This is a genomic window from Salinibacter ruber DSM 13855 (genome assembly GCF_000013045.1).
GTDB lineage: Bacteria > Bacteroidota > Rhodothermia > Rhodothermales > Salinibacteraceae > Salinibacter > Salinibacter ruber.
In genome coordinates, this window is the sequence record NC_007677.1 from 894,181 (window position 1) to 915,574 (window position 21,394).

General features: G+C 68.2%; 20 protein-coding genes, 1 pseudogene and 1 riboswitch. Of the genes and pseudogenes, 5 read left to right on the forward strand and 16 right to left on the reverse strand.

The genetic code is table 11. The features are described 5' to 3' along the window. Positions 1-66 precede the first annotated feature (66 nt). A complete protein-coding gene (locus tag SRU_RS03650; protein ID WP_237701912.1) occupies positions 67-1,362 on the forward strand; it encodes a metallophosphoesterase family protein in 1,296 nt (431 codons plus the stop codon). Positions 1,363-1,585: 223 nt separating this feature from the next. Next, positions 1,586-2,128, forward strand: coding sequence for a hypothetical protein (locus tag SRU_RS03655; protein ID WP_237701913.1), 543 nt, complete (start codon positions 1,586-1,588; stop codon positions 2,126-2,128). Between the two features lie 137 nt (positions 2,129-2,265). Here the strand turns inward: SRU_RS03655 and ispE are convergent, their stop codons facing one another. The 13 genes and pseudogenes from ispE to SRU_RS03715 form a co-directional block, all read right to left on the reverse strand. Continuing rightward, on the reverse strand, positions 2,266-3,120 hold the full coding sequence (gene ispE, locus SRU_RS03660) for a 4-(cytidine 5'-diphospho)-2-C-methyl-D-erythritol kinase (protein ID WP_164923490.1): 855 nt from the start codon (positions 3,118-3,120) through the stop codon (positions 2,266-2,268). 76 nt (positions 3,121-3,196) lie between these two features. Then, a complete protein-coding gene (locus tag SRU_RS03665; RefSeq protein WP_011403461.1) occupies positions 3,197-4,156 on the reverse strand; it encodes a homoserine kinase in 960 nt (319 codons plus the stop codon). 151 nt (positions 4,157-4,307) lie between these two features. Beyond that, entirely contained in the window at positions 4,308-6,773 is a 2,466-nt protein-coding gene (gene thrA / locus SRU_RS03670) for a bifunctional aspartate kinase/homoserine dehydrogenase I (RefSeq protein WP_011403462.1), read from the reverse strand. A gap of 108 nt (positions 6,774-6,881) precedes the next feature. Continuing rightward, positions 6,882-7,739, reverse strand: coding sequence for a purine-nucleoside phosphorylase (locus SRU_RS03675; RefSeq protein ID WP_011403463.1), 858 nt, complete (start codon positions 7,737-7,739; stop codon positions 6,882-6,884). Between the two features lie 54 nt (positions 7,740-7,793). Then, a complete protein-coding gene (locus SRU_RS03680; RefSeq protein WP_164923491.1) occupies positions 7,794-8,990 on the reverse strand; it encodes a DivIVA domain-containing protein in 1,197 nt (398 codons plus the stop codon). Between the two features lie 190 nt (positions 8,991-9,180). After that, positions 9,181-9,939 carry a YggS family pyridoxal phosphate-dependent enzyme gene (locus SRU_RS03685; RefSeq protein ID WP_013061297.1) on the reverse strand — a complete coding sequence of 253 codons (759 nt, stop codon included), beginning with the start codon at positions 9,937-9,939 and terminating at the stop codon, positions 9,181-9,183. 117 nt (positions 9,940-10,056) lie between these two features. After that, positions 10,057-10,242 (reverse strand): CPXCG motif-containing cysteine-rich protein, encoded by a 186-nt coding sequence (locus SRU_RS03690; protein ID WP_043552009.1) that lies wholly within the window; start codon positions 10,240-10,242, stop codon positions 10,057-10,059. 86 nt (positions 10,243-10,328) lie between these two features. Then, positions 10,329-12,875 carry an ABC transporter permease gene (locus SRU_RS03695; RefSeq protein ID WP_011403467.1) on the reverse strand — a complete coding sequence of 849 codons (2,547 nt, stop codon included), beginning with the start codon at positions 12,873-12,875 and terminating at the stop codon, positions 10,329-10,331. A gap of 146 nt (positions 12,876-13,021) precedes the next feature. Beyond that, positions 13,022-13,534, reverse strand: coding sequence for a GAF domain-containing protein (locus tag SRU_RS03700; RefSeq protein ID WP_011403468.1), 513 nt, complete (start codon positions 13,532-13,534; stop codon positions 13,022-13,024). A 67-nt stretch (positions 13,535-13,601) separates the two neighbouring features. Next, complete coding sequence (locus SRU_RS03705) at positions 13,602-13,886, reverse strand: DUF427 domain-containing protein (protein ID WP_011403469.1); 285 nt, start codon at positions 13,884-13,886, stop codon at positions 13,602-13,604. A 480-nt stretch (positions 13,887-14,366) separates the two neighbouring features. Next, positions 14,367-14,576: a hypothetical protein gene (locus SRU_RS03710; RefSeq protein ID WP_011403470.1), complete on the reverse strand. Its 210-nt coding sequence runs from the start codon at positions 14,574-14,576 to the stop codon at positions 14,367-14,369. A 2-nt stretch (positions 14,577-14,578) separates the two neighbouring features. Further along, positions 14,579-14,632: pseudogene (locus SRU_RS16005) on the reverse strand (hypothetical protein); the annotation flags it as partial. 240 nt (positions 14,633-14,872) lie between these two features. Beyond that, positions 14,873-15,814, reverse strand: a complete 942-nt coding sequence (locus tag SRU_RS03715) for an ABC transporter substrate-binding protein (protein ID WP_118826168.1) — start codon at positions 15,812-15,814, stop codon at positions 14,873-14,875. An 85-nt stretch (positions 15,815-15,899) separates the two neighbouring features. Then, positions 15,900-16,022: riboswitch (TPP riboswitch) on the reverse strand. Between the two features lie 602 nt (positions 16,023-16,624). On the opposite strand from SRU_RS03715, the gene SRU_RS03720 reads away from it, so the two are divergent. The 3 genes from SRU_RS03720 to SRU_RS03730 all read left to right on the forward strand — a co-directional run bounded on the left by SRU_RS03720 (position 16,625) and on the right by SRU_RS03730 (position 19,715). Continuing rightward, positions 16,625-17,332 carry a ferredoxin--NADP reductase gene (locus SRU_RS03720; RefSeq protein ID WP_118826169.1) on the forward strand — a complete coding sequence of 236 codons (708 nt, stop codon included), beginning with the start codon at positions 16,625-16,627 and terminating at the stop codon, positions 17,330-17,332. A gap of 385 nt (positions 17,333-17,717) precedes the next feature. Next, positions 17,718-18,908 carry a carboxypeptidase-like regulatory domain-containing protein gene (locus tag SRU_RS03725; protein ID WP_237701915.1) on the forward strand — a complete coding sequence of 397 codons (1,191 nt, stop codon included), beginning with the start codon at positions 17,718-17,720 and terminating at the stop codon, positions 18,906-18,908. A 129-nt stretch (positions 18,909-19,037) separates the two neighbouring features. Continuing rightward, positions 19,038-19,715 carry a potassium channel family protein gene (locus tag SRU_RS03730; RefSeq protein WP_237701917.1) on the forward strand — a complete coding sequence of 226 codons (678 nt, stop codon included), beginning with the start codon at positions 19,038-19,040 and terminating at the stop codon, positions 19,713-19,715. 102 nt (positions 19,716-19,817) lie between these two features. Here the strand turns inward: SRU_RS03730 and SRU_RS03735 are convergent, their stop codons facing one another. The 3 genes from SRU_RS03735 to SRU_RS03745 all read right to left on the reverse strand — a co-directional run bounded on the left by SRU_RS03735 (position 19,818) and on the right by SRU_RS03745 (position 21,383). After that, positions 19,818-20,132 (reverse strand): hypothetical protein, encoded by a 315-nt coding sequence (locus SRU_RS03735; protein ID WP_011403475.1) that lies wholly within the window; start codon positions 20,130-20,132, stop codon positions 19,818-19,820. Between the two features lie 291 nt (positions 20,133-20,423). After that, positions 20,424-20,909, reverse strand: a complete 486-nt coding sequence (locus tag SRU_RS03740) for a DUF2214 family protein (RefSeq protein ID WP_237701918.1) — start codon at positions 20,907-20,909, stop codon at positions 20,424-20,426. A 72-nt stretch (positions 20,910-20,981) separates the two neighbouring features. Then, complete coding sequence (locus SRU_RS03745; protein ID WP_011403477.1) at positions 20,982-21,383, reverse strand: hypothetical protein; 402 nt, start codon at positions 21,381-21,383, stop codon at positions 20,982-20,984. Positions 21,384-21,394 lie beyond the last annotated feature (11 nt).

The following is a 21,394-nucleotide window of genomic DNA, read 5'->3' on the forward strand; positions in this document are numbered from 1 at the left end:
GTGTTCGAACGATTGGCGGGTCCTGCTCCTCTCGCTCCTTCCTTCCCAACCCGGTCGCTCGACGTCGTGACGCTGCTCCACACCGCGGACATCCACCTGGGGTTCAAGACCCACGGACGCCGCGATCCGGACACGGGCCTGAACACGCGGCTCCTCGACGTGCGGCGCTCGTTGGAGGCCGTGGTCCAGCGTGCCCTCGACGCCGACGTGGACGCGTTTCTGTTCTGTGGGGACGCCTACCATACCGCCGACCCCACCCCCACGCAACAGGACATTTTTGTCCAGTGCCTCCGGCCCCTCGCCGACGCGGACATTCCGGTCGTGCTGATCGTGGGCAATCACGACCACCCCGTCACGTTCGGCCGCGCCTCGTCGCTCGACATTTTCGACCACATCGCCGGCGCGGTGCATTGCTACCGCAAGCCGGCGTCCAGCGTCCAGGTCCTCGACACGAAAAGCGGGCCGCTTCAACTCATCCCGCTGCCCTGGCCCATCCGGAGCCAAATCCTTGCAAAGGACGAGTACCGCCGCATGTCGCCGGATGAGCTTCGGCAGTTCGTGGAGGAGCACTACGTGACCTACGTCCAGCGCCGGGCGGCCGAGATCATGGAGGCGGAGACGGGCATTACGCCCGAGGGCACCGAGCATGCCCTGTCGCCCGACGTGCCCACCGTGCTGGCGGGACACGTGACCGTGCAGGGGGCCGCCCTGTCCGGCTCGGAGCACACCACCACGATCGCGTCGGAGCCGAAGTTCACCGTGGGGCAGCTTGCCGTACGTCCCATCGACTACGTGGCCCTGGGCCACGTGCACCGGCCGCAGAACCGCAACGAGGAGGGCCATCCCCCCGTCGTGTATTCCGGCAGCATCGAGCGCGTGACGTTCAACGAGGCCGATGAGGACAAGGGGGTTCAACTGGTCGACATCGACCCGGCGCGCGACCCGGTTACCCACACCACCTTTGTCGAGACGCCGGCCCGCCCGTTCGTGGCGGTTTCGGTCGACGCCCGGGACGCGGACGATCCGACCGAACGGGTGCTGGCGGCGATCCAGGAGCGCGATGTCGCCGACGCCATCGTGCGGGTCCGGTACCGCGTGCGGGAGGAGCAGGTGGCGCAGGTCGACCCCGAACGGCTCCGGGAGGCCCTTGCGGCCGCCGACACGGTCGCCGGGATCGAACGCACGGTGGACCCGGCCGACCGCAAGCGCCGGACGGCCGTCACGCGCGAGTCCGGACTCGAGGAGGCGGTGCGCCAGTACGTGGGGCAGCATGACGAGCTGTCCGGACTGGAGGAGGACCTCGTGGAGGCGGCCCTGGCGCTCGAGGCGGGGCTGGAGGCCGACGAGGCGAACCCTGGGTGAGCACCAGTTCCCGCGGCACCCACGGCGACTCATGAGCCTCTTCTCCCCCCCGAGGCGATCGTGCCGAATCTGTAATTGACACCATCGCGCCGAGGCACGGTTGAATGTCCGCCCACCTACCTCCATGTTATGGGCATCCCATCATTCATTCCGTGCTCGAAACTGGGGACGTACGGCTGTACAGGGCGTACGGACAGTTTCGCAATCAACGCATCAAACACCCGTGGATATCGAAAATCGTACCGTAGTCGTCCCGCGAAAGGAAGACACGACCAAGGAGGAAGAGCCCGTCGAAGTGTGGCCGCTGGTTGAGGCGGCCCTCGACAAGGTTGACGCCGACCCGACCACCTACCAGGCGGCCCAAGCGGCCATGGAGGTGAGCGATGGCTGTGCAACCCTGGCCAACTTCTTGATCAGCCAGGCCGAGCAGGTCGAGAAGATGGACTACCGTTTCAAGGTTCCCCTGGTTGTGCTCGGCGCCAAGCTTGCCCGCGAGGACGACGGTTCTACGACCATTTACGACCCCGGCGAGGGAGCCTTTCACTTCGAGACCGACGATCACCACTTTGCCTTTGAGGTCTACGAGGACTGGACGGTCGACTGGGAAGAGGTGGTCGACCGGATCGAGAAGGGATACAACTGGGACGGCGTCGAGAAGCAGGTCTGGGCCCTCGATTGGCTCATGGCCTATCTTGAGGTTCCCTCGGACGACTACATGGTCGACGACGAAGGGGACGACGACGACCAGTATTACAGCCGCATCTGACGGCGGCTGACGTCCTTCGTTGTCCCGGCCCCACGCTGTCCGCCGTACCGCTCTGGGGGGAGTGCTTCCGAGGGAACACCCATCCTGTACCTGTCCCGGCCAAACGGCCAAACCAGCACCCCCGGTCGCGCCCGAGATCAGTTCGGCGCCGGCATGAGGTGGGTTCGGAGGTCCCGCGGCTTCAGTGACTGAAGGGCCGCCCGGGCTGCGGCCGTCTCTTCGAAAAGCCCGTACACGGCACTGCCGGACCCGGAGAGAGAGACGCAGGCCGCGTCTGTCGCCCGCAGGGCCGTGCGCGCCGCGTCAACCGCCGGTATGGCCGTCGTCACCGGGGGGGCGAAGTCATTGGTGAGCGCTTCGTCCCAGCGAGACAGGTCATTCGAAAGCACGAGACGCCGTAGGTCGGGCCGGTTGGCCTCTGCGGGGGTTACCCGGTCGTAGGCCCAAGGGGTGGCGATCTCGGCGGACGGCACGGCGATGAGCAGGGAAAACGGCAGCCGGTACGATGCGCCGTCTTTGGAAAGTGGCGAAAGCGTGTCGCCGCGTCCGGTGGCGTAGGCGGCCGGCGCATCCTGGAGAAAAAACGGCACGTCGGCCCCGATCGTGCGCCCGATTTCCTGGAGGGTTTCGGAGGTCGGGTCCACGTCCCACAGCCGCGCAAGGAGCCGGAGTGTGGCCGCGGCGTCGCTGGATCCACTGCCCAGGCCGGCGCCGTACGGCACCCGCTTCTCGAGGTGGAGGTCGGCGCCTGCGGGTACGTCACACGCCGACGCGAGCCGGTGGGCCGCCTGGAGGCACAGGTTGTCCCTGTCTGTGGGAAGCGACGGGTCCGAGCATGTGAGGGAGAGGGTGTCGGCGGGCGTTGCCGTAATCGTATCGGCCCAGTCGATCCGGTGCAGGACCGTTTCGATGTCGTGGTATCCGTCGGGGCGCCGACGGAGGACGTGGAGGCCCAGGTTGATCTTGGCCGGGGCATCTTGGGCGAGGGGCATCGACCGGGGAGGGGCGGGGCAGAGAGAAAACGCGCGAAGCAGTGTAGATTTGGGCTGCCCTCCTGTCTTCCCGTGCCTACGACGCCTGCGAGTCGGCAGGGGGGCGCGCGGCGACACGGGCCCCCTCGGAGGGAATGGGGGAGATCCAGGCCTCCGTGGACACGTCGTGCTGCGCGAAGGCCTCGACCATGGCGTCCCGCACGCGTTCGGACTGATCGGGCCCCTCGCACCAGGCGAACAGGGTGGGGCCGGCGCCCGAGAGCGAGCAGCCCAGGGCGTCGTGCGCCCGTGCCGCGTCCTGCACGTCCGGGAAGCCGGGAACGAGCGCGGCCCGGTGGGGCTCCACGATAAAGTCGCGCAGGGCGCGCCCGATGAGCGCGAGGTCGTCGCGGTAGCAGCCCGCCACGAATGCACCCAGGTGGGCCGTCTGCCGGACCGACTCGGACAGCGGAATCGTGTCGGGCAGGCACGCCCGGGCCTCCCGGGTCGGGAGGACCCGGTCCGGGTGGACGAGGACACAACGGATGTCGGAGGGGACCGGAATGGGCACTACGTCCGGGGGATCCATCTCGCGGGTGAGCACGAGGCCGCCGAACAGGCAGGGGGCGACGTTGTCGGGATGCAGGTCGCCGCTTGCGACGGCCTCCCCGGCCAGCGCGTGGGGCAGTAAATCTGCCTGCGACCAGGACGCCGAAAGCAGTTCGGCCCCGGCCACGACCGCGCCCACGGCGGAGGCGGCCGAGCCCCCGAGCCCGGACCCGAGCGGGATGCCCTTTTCGATAGAAACCTCGAACCCGCCGTTCATGCCCGCGGCGTCCCGAAGGGACTGCAGGGCGACGGTGGCCGTGTTGTCGGCGGGCGTGGTGGGCAGGTCGGGGACGCGCCCGGTGATGGAGCCGACCCGTACCGTCGGCGTTTCGAGCCGCCGCACCGTAACCCGGTCGCCGAGGCCGCTGAGGGCGCCCCCCAGCACGTCGTACCCCACGGCGACATTGCCCATCGAGGCAGGGGCAAATGCGGTCACTTCGTCGTCCATCGGGTCCTTTTTCTCAGTGGAGCATTTTTGGGTGAAGTGTGAATGAGAGACCTTCTCTCCGGTCTCCTCACAGTCCGTAGATCCTGCGTTCTGTTTCCTCGCCTCCGAGGTCTTCGAGCCTCTATGCCCTTACGCGCCCGCCCTCCCACGCTCAGGACATCAAGCGGAGCAGGTCGGCAAAGACGCCCGCCGCGGTGACCTGGGGGCCGGCGCCGGGGCCCTGCACGATCAGGGGCGTCTCGTCGTACCGGTCCGTTTGGAAGCGGACGATGTTGTCCGTGTGGTTGATGCGGGCGAAGGCGTGGTCGGCGGGGTAGCGGCGCAGGCGCACCGACGCGTCGCCGTCCCGCGTGACGCCGCCCACGAACCGGAGTACCTTGTTTTCGGCCTGAGCGTCCCGCAGGAGTTTGGTCATGTCCGCGTCGTGTTCGGGAAGCCGATCCAGGAATGCCTCAACCGAGCCGTCACGGAGCGGCCCCGGCACGAGCCCGTCCACGGACACCTCCTCCAGCTCCAGCGGCACGCCCATTTCGCGGGCCAGAATGACGACCTTGCGGGCCACGTCCATGCCGGAGAGGTCGTCGCGGGGGTCGGGCTCGGTAAAGCCTTCGTCCTTGGCCTGGCGGAGAATGGCGGAGAAGGGCCGGTCGCCATCGAACGCGTTGAAGAGATACGACAGCGTGCCGGAGAGGATGCCCTCAACTCGGTGCACCTGATCGCCCGTCTCGGTGAGACTGTTCAGGGTTTGCAGGATGGGCAGGCCCGCCCCCACTGTCGTTTCGTACAGATACTGGGGCCCGGGCCCCTGGCTCGCGGTTTGTAGGGCCTGGTACGTCTCCCACGTGTCGGTATTCGCCTTCTTGTTGGGCGTCACCACGTGGATGCCGCGCTCCAACCAGTCCCCGTAGCGCCGGGCGATGGGGGCGCTGGCCGTGCAGTCGACGATCACCGTGTGTGGGTGGTAGTCGGTTTGTACGTGGTCGACGAAGGCGTCGAGGTCGGTCGCCTCCCCCGCAGACAAGTCGGCCCGCCACGTTTCGAGGTCGAGGCGCTGCTCGGCCCGGAGCATGCGCGAGGACGCGGCGATGCCGCGCACACGGAGGTCGATGTCCTGTTGGTCGCGGAGCCGGCCGGCCTCGGTGCGAATCTGGTCGAGCAGGGCCGCGCCGACATTGCCGGCGCCAATGACGCCGATCGACAGGGTCCGCTTCGAGAGGTAAAAGCCCGCGTGGGCGGCCCGTAGGGCGCGGCGGGCGTCGTCCCTGTCCACCACGGCGGAGATGTTGCGCTCCGAGGAGCCCTGGGCGACGGCCCGCACGTTGACGCTGGCCTCGCCCAGGGCCCCGAAGAAGGTAGCGGCGACGCCGGGCGTGCCCGCCATTTGGTCCCCCACCACGGCGAGGATGCTGCAGTTGGGCACCAGCTCGACCGTCCGGAGCTGGCCGCGGTCCAGCTCGGCGTAGAAGGCGTGCTCGGCGGCCTCGCGGGCGACCTCGGCCTGGGCCTGGGGCACGGCGAAGCAGATCGAGTGCTCGGAGCTGCCCTGCGAGATCAGGATGACGGACACCCCCTCGTCCTCCAGCGCGTCGAAGAGGCGCCGGGCGATGCCGGGCACCCCGATCATGCCGCTGCCCTCCAGGTTGAGAAGGGCCACGTCGTCGATCGTGGAGAAGCCCTTCACGACCGACGCGCCGTCGTCGTTGAGGTGAATGCGGGTGCCGGGCCGGTCCGGCGCAAAGGTGTTGCGGATCGTGATCGGGATCTCGTGCTCGACGGCCGGCGACAGCGTGCGCGGGTGAATGACGCCGGCCCCGAAGTAGGCCATCTCCATGGCCTCCTCGTAGGAGAGGCCGTCGAGGCGGCGCGCGTCGGGGACGTACTGCGGGTCGGCACTCATCACCCCGTCGGTGTCCGTCCAGATCGTGAGGGCCTCCGCCTCCAGCAGCGCCGCGAAGAGGGCGGCGGAGTGGTCCGAGCCGTTCCGCCCGAGGGTGGTGGGCACCCCGTCGGGCGTGGTGGCGATAAAGCCGGTGGCGACGATCGTATCGGGGGCGTCGTGCGCGGCCCGCCAGTCGGCAAACCGTTCCTGAGTGGCGTCCCAGTCGACCACCGGGCCCATCTCCTCGTGGGTGACGACGAGCACCTCGCGGGCGTCGCACACGGCGGCCGACAGCCCCCGATCACGCAGCACCCCCCCGAGCACGCGGGCGGACCACAGCTCGCCGTACCCGGCCACGAGGTCGCGGGTCGTGTCGGGGGCCGTGCCCATAAGGCGGGTGGCCCGGAGCACGTCGGCCAGGTCGTCTAGGTCCTGGTCCAGTGTGCGGAGCACGGAGGCGGCGGCGTCCCCGTCCAGCAGATCGGTCACCACGGCCCGCTGATCGTCGCGCAGGGACTGAAGGCGATCGGCCAGTCCGTCGGCGTCGGTGTGGGCCTTCTCGGCGAGGGCGAGCAGGCGGTCGGTCACCCCGCTCATGGCCGACACAACGACGGCGACCGGAGGGGTGCGGGCACCGAGCAGGTCGGCCACGTGCCGGATGCGGGCCGGGTCGGCGAGGCTGGTGCCGCCGAACTTGTGAACCCGCCAGTTGGCGGACGCAGGGGCGGACGATTCCATACGAGGAGGCGAATTAGGGAGGGGGACCCGTGGCGGGTGACTTCAGCTTCGACCCGCAAGAGAACAATGCCGGTCGTCCCTGTGCGGCCGAGACGGACGGGAGAGTGTTTATCGGGACCCCGCCTGCTCGTTCGCGGCGACGGTGGCCACGAGAAGGCGATGGAGCTGGGAACGGCTCGTTTGGAGGGAAGGGCCCTCCGAGGACGGGGCGCCATCGTCCTCCGCCAGATGCTGCGCGGTGAGGAGCGTGAGGGCCATGACGTGCACGCCCATGTGGCGGGCCGCAAGCACTTCGGGCACCACGCCTGTTCCCACGACGTCGGCCCCCAGCCGATGGGCCATCCGGTGCTCGGCGGTCGTTTCGTGATGGGGGCCCAGGAGGCCCATGTAGATGCCTTGCCGCAGGGGGACGCCCGCGCTCCGGGCCGCGTCGCTCGCCCGTTGCCGGAGCGTCGCGTCGTAGGGGGCGGTCATGTCGGGGAAGCGCGGGCCCCACTCCTCCACGTTGGGCCCGACGAGCGGGTTCTGGCCCTGAAAGTTGATGTGATCGGTCAGCAGCATCAGGTCGCCGCGATCGGCCTGTGCGGTGACGCTGCCGGCCGGGGCCGCCAGCAAGAGCGAGTCGATGCCCGCGGTGGCGAGCATGCGCACAGGGAAACTGACCTCCCGGGGCGTGTGTCCGTCGTAGAGGTGGAACGCCTGGTCCAACTCGACGACCTGGGTCCCGCCGAGCGTGCCGATCGTGAGCGTGCCGTCCGACGCCGGGTAGTGCGGAAGATTGGCGTACGGAATCGTGTGCTCGACCGTCCCCGCCTGAAGAACGTCGTCGAGCTCCACGTCGCGCACGATGGCAACGGTGGGGGAGGCGTCTAGGTCGGGGAGGGCGGCAGCCGCCGCGTTGACCTGCTGTTTGTACGCGGCGGTTCCGTCGGCGGTGAGGGCGGAGGCGTCGGCGGCCGTAGGCATGCGGAGGGCGGATTGAAAGCAGTGTGGCGCGGAGGAGGGCGAGACGACCCGGGACTAGTCCTCCATGTCTTCGAGGATGCTCCAGATCTTCTCGATCTCCTCGGAGGTGGCGTCCTGGTCGTCCCCGGAGCGGCTTTTCTGTTTCGACTCGTCGGTTTGCTCGGCACCGGACGCCTGGGCGTCGGGGGCGGCGTTTGCCTCCTGGTTCGGTTGGGAGGGGGCATCGGCTTGTTGATCCGGCGCGTCGGCCTGGGGAACGGACTGTTCGTCTCGCCCATGGAGACGGTCTTCAGGGGCCTCCGGTTCGGAGGACGGCTGTTCCGCCGGGGCGTCCGGCTCCGAGGAAGAGCGGGGCGTGGGGGCAGCCTCGCTCGCGACATCGTCCGTGAACACCTCCGACGGGGCGCGCTCCTCGGAAGGCTCCTCGGCCGGGGCGTCGGCGTCGGTCAACGGCTCGGTTTCGGCGGGAACGTCCTCTTCGGGCGAGGCGGGGGCGTCTGTGTCTGTGGAGGAGGCCGTGGATGAGTCGACGGTCGGGGGCGCCTCGGACGCGTCAGCGTCGTCGACCGACGCGGCATCGGGGGCGGCCGGCTCCGTGTCGGCGGCCTCGTCGTCCGCCTGGGTCAGATCCGGAGCGGAGGGGGCGCCGGACGGGCCTCCGGGGCCGGCCGGCGATTCGGGCTCGGGCGACGCGGCCTCGTCGGCCGGCGGCTCCGCGGCTCCGGTCGAAGGGGGATCGGACGGGTCGTCCTCCCGGTCGTACGCCTCCAGCACCTCAAGCTCCGAGTTGAGGAAGCCGCGCAGCCGCGCGACGGCCTCGGTGCGCCGGTTTTGGAGGTGGCGGATGTCGGCTTTCAATTGCTCGCGCTCGGCCTCGGCGTCCCGCTTGATTTCCTGGGCCTGGTCGCGGGCGTCCTCCACGATGCGCTCGGCTTCGCGCTCAATCTCCGCCGCCTCCGCCTTGGCGTCCTCCACGATGCGATCGGCCTTCTCACGGGCGTTCTGGAGCGTCTCCTCGGCGTTTTTGCGGGTCTGGTCGAGGGCCTGCTGGAGGGCCTCCTCGACCTCCTGGTAGTGGTCCATCCGGCTCTGCAGTTCCTCCACCTTGTTCTTCAGGCGGCGGCGCTCGTCGTCGAGGTCCTCCCACTGCTCGGCCACCATGTCGAGAAACGCGTCGACCTCCTGGGGGTCGTACCCGCGGAGGCTCCGGTCAAACTCTCGCTTTCGAATGTCGAGCGGCGTGAGGTTCATGGCGACTGCGGCTTGGATCGGGAGACACGTGCAGCAACGGGGGGGCGACCGCCCGGGACGAACCGCTTGTCCTGTGCGATCCGCCACGCGAAGCAGAAAGGCTCAGAGGTCTACCCCGTGTGCACCGGGCTGCCCGAACACTGTTTCGGGGCACCCCGGTCGTCGAGGGGCGGCCCGCCGGGGGGGCGACCTAGTCGTAGTCGCGCGGCCCGAAGATCGATGTGCCGAGCCGGATCATGGTGCTTCCTTCTTCGATGGCCACCTCGAAGTCGTTGCTCATCCCGATGGAGAGCTCGGTCATCTCCACCTGCGGGTTGCCGGACGCGTCGTAGGTGTCGAACAGCTCCCGCATCTTCTGAAACTCGCCCCGCACGTCTTCGGGATCGTCCACGAACGAGCCGAGGGCCATGAGCCCCTCAACGGCAAGGTGGTCGTACTGGGCACAGTGGTCGAGGTACTCGTGCGTCTCGGACGGGGCGAGCCCGTACTTCTGGTCGTCGCCCGTGATGTTGACCTGCACCAGGCACGGGAGCACGCGGTCGTTCTTGGCGGCCCGCTTGTTGAGCTCCTCCGCGAGGCGGGGGCTGTCGAGCGCGTCGAACCAGTCGGCGTGGCGGGCAATAAATTTGGCCTTGTTCCTCTGCAGGTGGCCCACCATGTGCCACTTCACGTCGCCGCCCTCGACGGCGCCCGGGCGGGCCTTCGCCTTGTCGCGAAGCTGCCGGGCCCGGTTTTCGCCGAAGTGCTCCAGCCCCACGCCCGTGCCGGACGCGATGGCCTGCATCGGAAACGTTTTGGAGACGGCGACGACCGTGATCTCGTCGGGGGACCGTCCGGCCCGCCCGCAGGCCTGAGCGATGCGCTCACGGATGGACTCGACGCGTTCCGTCACGGCTTCGGGGCGGATTTGGGATTCCACCTCCGGCGTGGCGTCCGGAATCTTGCTCATGTGCGGGACAGGGTTGCGTGTTGCGAAGCGTCTGCGAACCGGGTATTGGTATTCGGGGGTGGGTGCGCATGATCCGGTGCGGGCGCACCCCGCCTCGCGTCCGGGTCCGGCGTGTGGCTACTGGGTCGGCTGCACGTCAAACGACACGACGCGGCCGCCCTGCGCGACGATGTGGACGCGCAGGGGGCGGCAACAGACGCCACAGTCCTCGATGTAGGTCTGCTCGCGGACCGACGGGTCGACGAGCACGGCGGTCGTCTCCCAGCAGTGCGGGCACGTAAATGACTGCTCGCGGACGTTCACGGCGTGAGGGGCGTTGGGGAACGAATAGCGAGTGGGAGGGGCCACGGGCAGGGCCCGGGGACTCCTGGCCGGGCCACACAGGGCCCTTACGTCTCCGTCCGCAGCACGTCGAGCGGCGGGCGGTCGTAGAGGCCGCGGCTGTTCCAGAGGCCAATCGCGATGGTCACGAGCACGGCGAGGACGAACGCCGCGAGAAGCACGAGCGGCGCGACCACGAAGGGCCCCTCAAAGACGAAGTAGGAAAGCCCCCACGCGCCCGTCAGGGCCAGCAGCAGGCCGGTCGCGGCCGCAAAGGCCCCGAGGAAGAGATACTCCACCGTCATGATGGTCTGCACGGTGCGGCGCGAGGCGCCCAGCGTTTTCAGAAGGACGCTCTCCTCAGCCCGCTGGTAGCGGCTCACCACCACCGCCCCGGCCAGCACGATGAGCCCCGTAAACACGCTGAAGAGGGCCATAAACCGAATCACGTACGCGAGGCGCCCGAAGAGGTCCTGGAACGTGGAAAGGATGAGGGACAGGTCGATGGCGGACACGTTCGGGTATTCCTGCACCACGTTCCGCTGCGCCGCGGCCGCCACGTCGTCGTTCGGGGTGCGCCCGAGCAGGACGTGGGTCTGTGGGGCCGCCCCGAGCACGCCCTCGGGAAAGACCACGAAGTAGTTGGTGCCGATGCGCTGCCAGTTCACGTCGCGCAGGCTGGAGATGTAGGTCGTGACCGGCCGGCCCTGCACGTCGAACGTGAGGGTGTCGCCGACGCCCACGTTGAGCTCCTCCCGGGCCATTTCCTGCTCCATCGAGATGGGAACGGCCTCGCCGGACTGCATCGGGGTGCCCTCCACGGAGCCGACGAACTCGCCCGCCACGACCGTTTCGCTCTCGGTGAGGTGGTCCCGGTACGTGACGCGGTACTCGCGCTCGTAGGCCCAACTCACGTTGACCGTCGAGTCCTGCCGCAGGGCCTTGAGGGAGCGGCCCTGCAGGGCCTGCAGGCGTGTCGTCACGATGGGCTCGCTGGCCAGGACCGGGGCGCCCGCCTTCTCCACGGCGTTGCGGACGCCGTCGATCTGGTCGTTTTGGATGCCGAACATCACGAGGTTGGGGCGGTTCTCGCCGCCGGCCACCTGAATCTGCTCCAGGAGGGTCCGCTCCACGAGCACGAGGGTCGTGATGAGAAAGACACCGAGGCCGAGCGTCAGCAGCAGCACGGTGGTCTGGTTGTGGGGCCGGTACAGGTTCGCCAGGCCCTGCCGCCAGGGGTAGGACCAGGAGGTGGGGAAAAAGCGGCGCACGCCCGCCATGATGCCCCGAGCCACGAGGGCGAGCACCCCAAACACAGCCCCTACGCCGACGGCGTAGCCGAGCCCAATTTCCCAGGTGGGCGCCTGGAGCACGGCGATGCCCGAGACCGTGGCCGCCACGGCGATGGCCACGGCCCACCGGGCGGGGTCGCGCCAGCCTCCCGTCGAGGGGTCCACCTCGGTGCGTAGCGCCTGGAGCGGCGAGACGCCCCGCACCTCCAGCAGCGGCCAGAGCGCGAAGAGGAGCGTCACGCCCAGCCCGACGACCAGCCCCAGGCCCACGGCGGTCCACGACACCGCGAAGGCGACCTCGACGGGCAGGAAGTCGGCCAGGAGGCGGGGCACGAAGGCCTGCAGGGCCACGCCGAGAAGGCTGCCGAGGCCGGCCCCAATCAGGCCCAGCACGCCGGCCTGGGCGAGGTAGATGCGGAACGTGGGCCCGGCCTTCGCCCCCAGACAGCGCAGGACGGCGATCGAGGTGAGGCGGCGCTGGACGTACACGTGCACCGCACTCGCCACGCCGAGGCTCCCCAGCAGCAGCGCCACGAAGCCGGCGAGGCCGAGGAACCGATACAGGTCGCTGAGGCCGTCCTGCCAGCCCGAGGCCGCCTCCTCCACGGTGTCGAGGTCAAGGTCGTGCCGGTCCAGGTAGGGGTCGATCCCCGCAATCAACTCATTCCGGTCGCGGGCCTCCGTGAACTCGAACATCACCTCGTACTCCACGCGGCTCCCGCGGCCGAAGAGGGACGTGTCGAGCCGGGCGCGGGGCAGGTAGATGCGGGGGCTGGCGGCCGAGGTAAAGCTCGACTCGCCTGGGGCCTGCTTCAGCTCCCCGAGAATGGGATACTGCGTCTCCCCGATGCGGACGGAGTCGCCCACCTCCACACCGAACTGGCGCAGGAGCGCCCCGTCCACGAGGGCGCCGTCCTCGGCCTGATAGCGGGCCGCCGCGTCGTCGGGGCGCGTCTCCAAAGCGCCGTAGAACGGAAAGCCGCCCTCCACGGCCCGCACGGCGGAGAGCCGCGTGCCGCCGGTGGCGGGAAAGTAGGCCATCGACGCGAACGAGATGCGGCGCGACTGGGTGCCGCCGATCGAGTCGAGGAGCGCCTCGGTGGAGTCCCGAAACGGCGCATCGCTCTCGATTTTCAGGTCGGCCCCCAGGAGCGTCTTCGCCTCCCGGTCGACCGTCCGCGTCAGATTTTCGCCGAAGCCCCGAATGGCCACGAGGGCCGCCACGCCCAGCACCATCGCGGAGAGGTAGAGGGCCAGTCGCGTGCGGCTGCCGCGACTGTCGCGCCAGGCCATCTTGAGAATCCACGGGACGTTCTCGCTCATTCGGGCTCTGAAAAGCGTCAGGAAAGTGGCGAGAGGAGAGGCGAGGGCAGGACGCGAGCTGAGAGGGGCCCGACGTGCGGTGCCGGAGGCCGCGCGCCATGGCTGACGCGTGCACGTGCATCAGGGACGAAAGGCCGCTCCACAGGCTACCTCAGTTCTGTGTCGCCGAATTGCGCGCCGAGGTCCCGACACAGGGCCTCCAGGTGCTCCCGGTCGGTCGGGTCGAACGCGCCGAGTGTATCGGAGTCGACGTCGAGCACGGCCAGCAGGGCATCGTCTGGCGTAAGGACGGGCACGACGATTTCCGACTGGGTGGACGACTGGCACGCGATGTGGTCCGGGGCCTTGGACACGTCCGGCCATAGCTGCGTCTCGCGGGTCCGTGCCGCCGCGCCGCACACGCCCCGATCAACGTCGATGTGGAGGCAGCCGTGCGGGCCCTGGTACGGCCCCACGAGCAGCTCGTCATCGGACACCGCCCGGTAGAAGCCCGTCCAGTCGTAGTGGTCGAATGAGTGGTGGAGTTCGCACGCCACGGTGGCCATCGCCGACACCCAGTCGGTCGGGCCGTCCAGCAGCGCGTCGATGCGACGACGGGTGTCGGCGTAGCGTTCGGCTTTGTCCGACGCAGTAGCGGTGGAGGAGGCGGGGGAAGGCATCTGGGGCGGGCGGTCGTGCACGAAAACGATTGGGGGCGGCCCGACGGCCGGACCGCGAGGGGCAATTCTACTCCGTCACCTCCACCTGACTGGTGTAGAAGGCAACGTGGTCCTTGAGCTCGGAGGCCTCGTCGGACGGATCCGGGTAGTACCAGGCGGAGTCCTCCGCGCGGTTGCCGTTGTCGACCAGGTCGTAGTAGTGGGCCTTGCCCTTCCACGGGCAGGTGGTGCGGTGCTCGCTCTTCTTGAAGTAGTCCTTGTTCAACGACTCGGGCGGGAAGTAGTGGTTGCCTTCAACGACGACGGTATCGTCGCTCTCGGCGAGAACGATGTCGTTCCAGGTGGCTTTCATGGCTGTTGGGCGGTTATGACGAAGGACACGAGCGGAGGGGGAAGTAGTCCCTCCGTATCAGAGAGTGCGAATTTCAACATTACGATACGGACCGGAAGCCCGCAGGTGCCACACCGTGTCGAAGTCGTTGCAGTGTGCCCGAATGTTCTGCACGAGAGGGGCGGAAGCCGGCGGCGTACGTCACGAAAATACCGCACGGGGCCCACCGCTGCCGATGGTCGCGACGGGCCCGAGAGCGAACATGGGGGAGACGCCCATTCGGGCCGGCAACGGTCCAGTGTACGCTCCTGTCCCGAGCCCGATGCAGGCCGTGACGAGACCGATGTTCGTAGCGTGCATTCCGCTTTCGCTCATCTGCCCCGGGCGTTCGTAGATGGCGGAATCCATCTCGGAGGATCGTTGCCCCCGACGGCAGTCCCGCTTCTCCTTTCGCGACCATGATGGGGGCCGGCTCGCGGCGATGGCCGGCGCAGGCCACGGTCACCCCCCAATCCCGCCAACCAGCGCGGTGCCCGCGATGGTCAAGACGAAGTACAGAAGCACGGCGATGATGGCGACCGGGAACGCGGCCAGGCCGGCCTTGAGAAGAATAACTGCCCAGTCGTTGAACCCGATGTCGATGTCCGTGAGGACGACGCCTCCCTGTCGGGACCGCTGGGCTCCTCGAACGGATAGCCGCAGTGGGGACAACGTTCCGCGTGCTCACTCACGTCGGTCGCGCACTCGGGACAGTCGATGAGCGCCATGGCGGAGTCGGGGACGGGATGAGGGGATGCGGAAGTGGGCTCCTTGTTGGGGGATACCCAAATTCGGTCGGGGCAGTTTCGCCTCGGGACGGAGCCGCCAGTCGCGCGGGCACCGGGAGAGCGCCGTCGACGCACTCCCAAAATAAGGAACGGCCCCCGGCGTCTGTGCCGGGGGCCGCACGGCGGACGACGAGCTGGCGAGTCGACGCTCGCGCCTTTTTTCGTGAAAGCGGGGGCGCTTCATCTGAGGGCCGCCGCGGTCTCTTGCGACGGCGTTCCCGGACCCGGGAGCGCGAGCGCATTCGTCCAGTACGCCCCTTTCCCGGGACGGTCGTCGATCAGGTTGCGACCTGCCATCCAGGCCTCCAGCTGCTCGTAGTACTGTGCCGTCATCGACAGGTCGTACGTGAAGCACGGCAGGGTGGCCCCGAAGATCGCGTCGGTCTGCTCGTCGTCCAGGTCCGCCCCGGTGCGGCGCGCGTAGACGGCCCGCGCCTCCGCCGGGCGCTGGTGCAGAAGGTCGATTCCCCGGCGCAGCACCTCCACGAGGCGGGCGAAGGCGTCTCGGCGCTCCTCCAGCCGACTGGGCGTGCTGATCAAGACGAGTTGGCAGAAGTCCGGTATGCCCCAATCCTTGAGGGCGAAAAACTCCGCCTCAAGGCCCCGGTGGGCCGCCTCCACGAGCTCGAAGTTATAGAAGGCCAGCGTGGCCGCGTCGGCCTCCCCGTCGACCAGGGCGTCGGTGTGGTAGAAGCCGTAGTCGACCGGCGTGAACGCGTCGGGATCGTACGTTCCGCCGTCGGCCTCGACCATCGAACCGGCGATCGCGGGGCCGCCGGGGCCGGGGGCCCCAGGATACTGCAGGCGTGTCCCGGCGAGGTCGCGAGGGCGCTCAATGCCGGCGTCGGGGCGGTACATCACCCCGCCGTTGGTGTGCAGGAACCGGGTGAAGCCGACGACCGGTCGGCCGGCGGCGCGGTCCTCAACGAGGTGGAGCGGCTCGGTGACCGCCACGTCCATGTCGCCTTCTTCGATAGCGGTGACGGCGTCGAGGTGCTCCTCCGGCTCAATGACCTCGAGGTTCAGGCCGGCGTCTTCGAGCCAGCCGTGTTCTTTGGCGAGAAGAAGGGGGGTGTGGTCCGGATTCAGAAACCACTCGAGCCCCAGGCGAATCGTGTCCATTTCGGGAACGGAGGTTGTGCTGGCGATTGACGAGAAAAGAAGCGCCAGCAGTGCCTCCCTGCCCACGGCCGTGGGCGAAGAGTCAGGACGGGCCAAGACGAGTTCCTACGCCGGTGCGAACCGGGTCAGGTTCAAAGGGTGTGATCTCAGCCTCGACTGCGCTGCATTGGCCACAGGCACAGGCGTCGAGGCACCCCTAGCGCGTGCACAAATGCATCATAAGGAGTGCCCGAATCGACGTCAATGGCCACCCGGCGGAAATTTTTGCAAGCAGTGGGGCGTGGCGATCCTGTTACAGTACAGGGAGCCCCGCGGAGGGCAGCCCAGAGGAGTTCGTTCGGGGACGGCACGCCACGTCCCCTCAACCCATACGCCGTCGCCATCCTGCCTGGAAGGCTCAGCGGGTGCCTCCTCGTGACAGGCGGACTGAGACACAACAACTTAACTAAGCAACCAAAATCGCCCGCCCCCGGAATCTTTCCGGCTGTCCCTCGTTGCCTCCTTCTAGCACAAAACTCACAAGAACCCGTTTCCAATTTTCCGAAGGGGTCAACCCCATACTTCGGCCCTGCGCCGCCCCTTTTGTGCGTTTCCGTGAACGTCACGGCCCCGGTCGCGTCCCGTTCGACCCTCGCCTGGCCTTTTGGAAATTGCGCCGGGCAGTATGATTGTCTCTTCGGTTGCACGACCGGTCGTCCGTACGCCTGACGTTCCCACCCCACCCGGATTGCGGTCTGTTGACCATCACCCTCGATGTAAAGCGGCCTGCACTCCCCTTCTGAACTCTACCAACGCAAGAACCCGCCCCCTATGGCTTCCGACACGCTAGAAACCACGCTTACCTCCATCCACGAAATGACCCCTCGGGTCAAGCAGTTCATCCTTGAGGCGGGGGACCATACCTTCTCCTACCAGCCGGGCCAGCACGTCGTGATCAAGTTTGAGCAGAACGGAGACGTCGTCGGGCGGCCCTACACGCCGGTCAACCTGCCGGGCACCGGGGCCCTGGCCCTCGGCATCAAGCGCTACGAGGACGGCACGGCCTCGACCTGGATGCACGACCGGTCGGTGGGGGAGGAGATCACAATTACCAAGCCCAGCGGCAACCTGCATCTGCGCGACTTGGACCGAGATGTCGTGTTCCTCTCGACGGGGACGGGCATCACCCCAATGATCGCGATGCTCAAGCAGTACTTGAGCGAGGGCAGCGGCCGGGCGGCGTTCCTCTACGGGGAGCGGACGCAGGAGGACATCATGTACCGGGAGACCCTCGACCACCTGTCCGCGGGCCGCGACAATCTGGAGGTGCTCTACTCCCTGTCCGACGAGGACTGGGACGGGCCGACCGGGCACGTACAGACCCACCTGGGCGATGTGGTGGACGAGCGCTTCGAGGACCCGCACTACTACATCTGCGGGATCCCCCCGATGGTGGTCGACAGCGAAGAGATGCTGCAGGAGGAGGGCGTCGACGACGGCCGCATCTTCACCGAGGGCTGGGAAAGCGACGCGGTGTAGCCTGCGTGCCCCCGCCCTGGGGAGCCCGTCGCCTCACATCCGCCGTGTAGCTTCCGCCCCTGCTTTCAACCCGGTCGCTCCGGGTTGCCGCTGTGCCTCAGCACCTGTCCCGCTGCGGACGGCGGCCCCGGTGCCCCAAACCGGGCCGGCTCCCGATCGTGGGGGCTGTGGATCTCCCGGCGGATGTGGTTCCGACGGAGGCGCTGCCCGAGCGGATGCGTCTCCTGCCTTGGCGCAGCTGTAACTCCCTGCCCCCGCCGGGCACACATGATTGGGGGACGAGTGTGCGGCCGGAGAGGTGCGCCCGTTGTCCTCGCCCGCGCCGCAGAGGGTAGACCCAGTCTGTCCCACCTACACTGCTTCTTTTCCGGCTCGCCTTTGTCCCATGCGTCGTGTCACAGGGGGTCCCCATCTCGCTTTTTTCCTCTGCCTCTGTGCGCTACTTGGCGCCGGGCAGGCGGCCAACGCCCAGCAGCCCGCCCCTGCACGCGGACGGGCCACCCTGGTGGGCACCGTCGTAGACTCGGCGACCGGCGCTCCCCTGTCGGACGTGAACGTCTTCATCGCGGAGAGCATGCGGGGGACGACGACCGACGACCAGGGGCGCTTCCGGCTCACGGGCGTGCCGCTCGGGGCTCAGCAGCTCTACGTCTCTTTCGTGGGGTACAAGTCGGCGTCCCGGAGCCTCAACCTGCGGGAGGCGAGGCCGTATCGGTTCGAGTTTGCGCTGCCGGAAACGGTCCTGGAAGGGGAGGGCGTCGTCGTCGAGGCCGAGCGGGACGAGCAGTGGCAGCGGCGCTTCGAGCGATTTAAGTCGGCCTTCCTGGGGGAGACCCCCAACGCGGAGCAGGCGAACATCCGAAACCGGGAGGTGCTCAGCTTCGACGGGGGCCTGGGCTCGCTGGAAGCCTTTGCCGCCCGCCCCATCGTGATCGAAAACCAGGCCCTCGGCTACCGGGTGGAGTACCACCTGGAGGACTTCAAGGTCACCCAGCGGCGGACACAGTACGATGGGGAGCCGTTCTTTGAAGAACTGGAGGGCACCCCGGCCCAAGAGGCGGAGTGGGAGAAGGCCCGCCGGGAGGCATTCCTTGGGTCCTTCCACCACCTCATGCTCGCCATGATTGAGGATCGGGTCGAGGAACAGGGCTTCAAGCTGTTCTACCGCCAGAATGCACCGGGCAGCCCCCCCGGCAGCTCGTCGTCGGGCCCGCCGGGGAGCGGCGGCTTCGGGTCGGGCTTTTCTGGGGGCGGACGGATGTCCATCGAGGTGGGCGACATCATGACCGAGGGAGACGGGCCGGACGAACACATTCTTGACTTTCAGGGGGCGGCCGAGGTCATCTACCTCGGGGAGAAGCAAAGTGAGGCCTATTCGGCCTGGCGCGAAGAGCGCACCGGGCGCCGGGGCGGACGGGCGCCCCGCTACCAGACCTCCCAATTTTGGCTGGAGCGGGGCCCGGCCACTGTCGACTACAAGGGCGAGGTCGTGGAGCGGTACGGCGTGACGGTGTCGGGATACTTCGGGTTCGAGCGGGTGGCCGACCAAGTGCCAAAGGAGTACCGCCCGCAGTAGGCGCCGATGCGGGCGGCCGAAAACCTTCCCTGAGGAGAGGAATATAGCCCGTGGGGATTCCGATTCCACGCCCTCATGGCACGCGGCCCGCCGCGCGCCCTCGCATCCACCAGAAGCCCATCCACCCACATGACTGCCATTTCCAACCCAGACTCGGAGGATCTCCACATCATTATCGCCGGGGCCGGGCGCGTTGGGCACCGGACGGCCCGGGTCCTGAGAGACCAGGGCCACGAGGCGTATCTCATCGACAAGGACCCGGACATCGTCGAGGACGCCCGGCAGGCACTGGGGGCGACGGTTATCGAAGGGGACGCCACAGACCCGAAGGTGCTGGCGCAGGCCGATCCCGAGCGGGCCGACGTCCTCGCCGCCCTCACGGAGACCGGAGCAACAAACTTCGCAATTTGTGCGGTTGTCAAGCACCTCACCGGCGACATCCGCACGGTTGCCCGGATCGAACGGCCCGATCAGCTCGACGAGGAAGGCACGTTCTTTGACCGGGTGGTCTACCCGGAACGGGCCGGGGCAAAGTCCGCGGTCAATCAAATCCTGACCGGGGACACGCGGGTCTTCGAGGACGTTGGCGGCGACCTTGATGTGGCGGAGGTTCAGGTCGCCCCGGAGGCCCCGGCCGCCGGCAAGCAGCTGGATGCCGCCGCGCTCCCGGACCAGAGTCACGTCGTGTTCGACGTCACGAACGACGAGGTGCCCCAGCCCAGCACCGAGCTCGTGCCGGGACACCGGTACCTGATTGCGGCGGCCCCCGGCGTGGCCCGCGAGGCGCGGAGACGACTGGTCGGCTAGCGCCGAGGCCGCCGAGACACACCGCTCAGTGGGGACGGAGGGGCGGCTGCTTTTCTCCTGCTCCCGGCTGGTGGCCAGGGACATTCGTGGCCTCGCGCTTCGCTAGCCCGACGCGGGAAGGTAGTTCATCTCCTCCCCGACCGGGTCCGCCAACTGGAGTTCATCGATGACGTGCCGCTTCGTGTTGGGGCCCAGCTCCGTCCACCGGGCATGAGCGAGACGGCCCAGTTCGATCGGGCTGCCGTACACCTCGTACCACTCCTCCGCGAACTGCTCGCCTCGTTGTTCGCTCACCCTGCGGCGCAGCTGCTGTAGTTTCTCGGCCTGCCGCTCGAAGTCAGGGGTCCGGCTTCCGAACAGTCGCTCGAACTGGTCCAAAAGATCGGAGCGGGAAGGGATAGAGTCTGTATCGTCCATCGGCCTGTTGGTCTGTGGGGGGAGCGTGGAGCAGTCGCCCGACTGCGGTCATTGGGACCCGCGGCCAGCTGCCAGGCACCTGTCAGGAATCTGTGCCGCTGGGGCAGGACATTCTGGTCCACAAAATGTGTGCGACGTTAAATGAGAACGGCCCGGTGGTCTGTCCATGCGCGCCTCCCTCCCGGTGTGATGTGGAAGAAATGTCGAGGACGACCGTGCGAATCGGCCGGCAAGGGGGGCGTAGGCGCACGCGGCATCGTCATTGGGTGGGGGCCGAGTTCCCCCGGCGTCTCAGCCGAGCCCGTAGTGCAGTGCACTGCCGAGGAGCGGGAGGAGGGTCAGCAGGCCGAGTTCAAGCCCGACGGTGCTCCGCAGTCGCCCGTTGCGGGGGGCTGCCCGCGGGGGAATCGAGAGCCCCAACAGGTTCTGAACGGGCACGTCCTCGCCGTCGAGCTCGGCCTGCCACCGCAGAAACGTGAGCGTGGGGTAGACGGACGCCACGCCGACCAGCGTAAACAGCCCGACCTTCGTCCACAGCACTGGGCTTTGCATGTAGTAGGCGAACCCCTTCCCGAAGTACAGAACCTGCACCGCACCGGTGACGAACACGCCGACGGCGGCAATTCCGTACACGAGGTCGGCCGTCCCCAGTGACCGGACCGTGGCGGCGTCGGTGGGGCCGCGCAGCAGGGCGTACTCGGCCGCCACCGCGGCGTAGGTGAGCATGAAGCTGAGGATGTGCAAGTACAGCACGAGCGCGGAGGACCAGAGGGCCATCGGCGTACACGGAGTGGCGACAGATGCATGCGAAAGCATTCCCAATGCCCCACAGAAGACCCCGGCGGCCCGCTACGCCGGCACTCCGGCCGCCGGCACCCGCCGCACGGACGCGACGCGCCCGTCCTCGAACCGAACGTGGAGCCAGGACGGCGTCGCAGTGTCCTCCGCGTCGTAGATCAGCAGCGGGCGCTTGCCTTCGGACGCGTAGGCCCGGGGGACGCCCCGAAGCAAGATCACCTGTCGGCGGGTCATGCCCACCGCCACTGTGCCGCGGCGCAGGGCGTGCTCGATGGGGGCCGAAACCGTATGGGTATCGAGGTAGTGCTCAAGCGCCGCACAGCACAGTCGTGGTGTGCCGCCGCTGCCGTCGCCCTCAGGTGCGGTGAGCACGTACCCGAGACCAGCGCCCACGTACGCCAGCAGGGCGAGCGCGGCCGGGAGAACATGCGAGACGAGCGGGAGATCAGGCATACTAATCGCGG

Excerpts from the sequence above, each read along its gene's own strand:
- SRU_RS03730 (WP_237701917.1), top strand. The coding sequence starts at position 19,038 with ATGACTGCCATTTCCAACCCAGACTCGGAGGATCTCCACATCATTATC.
- SRU_RS03740 (WP_237701918.1), bottom strand. The coding sequence starts at position 20,909 with ATGGCCCTCTGGTCCTCCGCGCTCGTGCTGTACTTGCACATCCTCAGC.
- SRU_RS03665 (WP_011403461.1), bottom strand. The coding sequence starts at position 4,156 with ATGGACGACGAAGTGACCGCATTTGCCCCTGCCTCGATGGGCAATGTC.
- SRU_RS03725 (WP_237701915.1), top strand. The coding sequence starts at position 17,718 with ATGCGTCGTGTCACAGGGGGTCCCCATCTCGCTTTTTTCCTCTGCCTC.
- SRU_RS03675 (WP_011403463.1), bottom strand. The coding sequence starts at position 7,739 with ATGCCTACGGCCGCCGACGCCTCCGCCCTCACCGCCGACGGAACCGCC.
- SRU_RS03695 (WP_011403467.1), bottom strand. The coding sequence starts at position 12,875 with ATGAGCGAGAACGTCCCGTGGATTCTCAAGATGGCCTGGCGCGACAGT.
- SRU_RS03720 (WP_118826169.1), top strand. The coding sequence starts at position 16,625 with ATGGCTTCCGACACGCTAGAAACCACGCTTACCTCCATCCACGAAATG.
- thrA (WP_011403462.1), bottom strand. The coding sequence starts at position 6,773 with ATGGAATCGTCCGCCCCTGCGTCCGCCAACTGGCGGGTTCACAAGTTC.
- SRU_RS03745 (WP_011403477.1), bottom strand. The coding sequence starts at position 21,383 with ATGCCTGATCTCCCGCTCGTCTCGCATGTTCTCCCGGCCGCGCTCGCC.
- SRU_RS03685 (WP_013061297.1), bottom strand. The coding sequence starts at position 9,939 with ATGAGCAAGATTCCGGACGCCACGCCGGAGGTGGAATCCCAAATCCGC.
- SRU_RS03705 (WP_011403469.1), bottom strand. The coding sequence starts at position 13,886 with ATGAAAGCCACCTGGAACGACATCGTTCTCGCCGAGAGCGACGATACC.
- SRU_RS03735 (WP_011403475.1), bottom strand. The coding sequence starts at position 20,132 with ATGGACGATACAGACTCTATCCCTTCCCGCTCCGATCTTTTGGACCAG.
- SRU_RS03700 (WP_011403468.1), bottom strand. The coding sequence starts at position 13,534 with ATGCCTTCCCCCGCCTCCTCCACCGCTACTGCGTCGGACAAAGCCGAA.
- SRU_RS03715 (WP_118826168.1), bottom strand. The coding sequence starts at position 15,814 with ATGGACACGATTCGCCTGGGGCTCGAGTGGTTTCTGAATCCGGACCAC.
- ispE (WP_164923490.1), bottom strand. The coding sequence starts at position 3,120 with ATGCCCCTCGCCCAAGATGCCCCGGCCAAGATCAACCTGGGCCTCCAC.
- SRU_RS03680 (WP_164923491.1), bottom strand. The coding sequence starts at position 8,990 with ATGAACCTCACGCCGCTCGACATTCGAAAGCGAGAGTTTGACCGGAGC.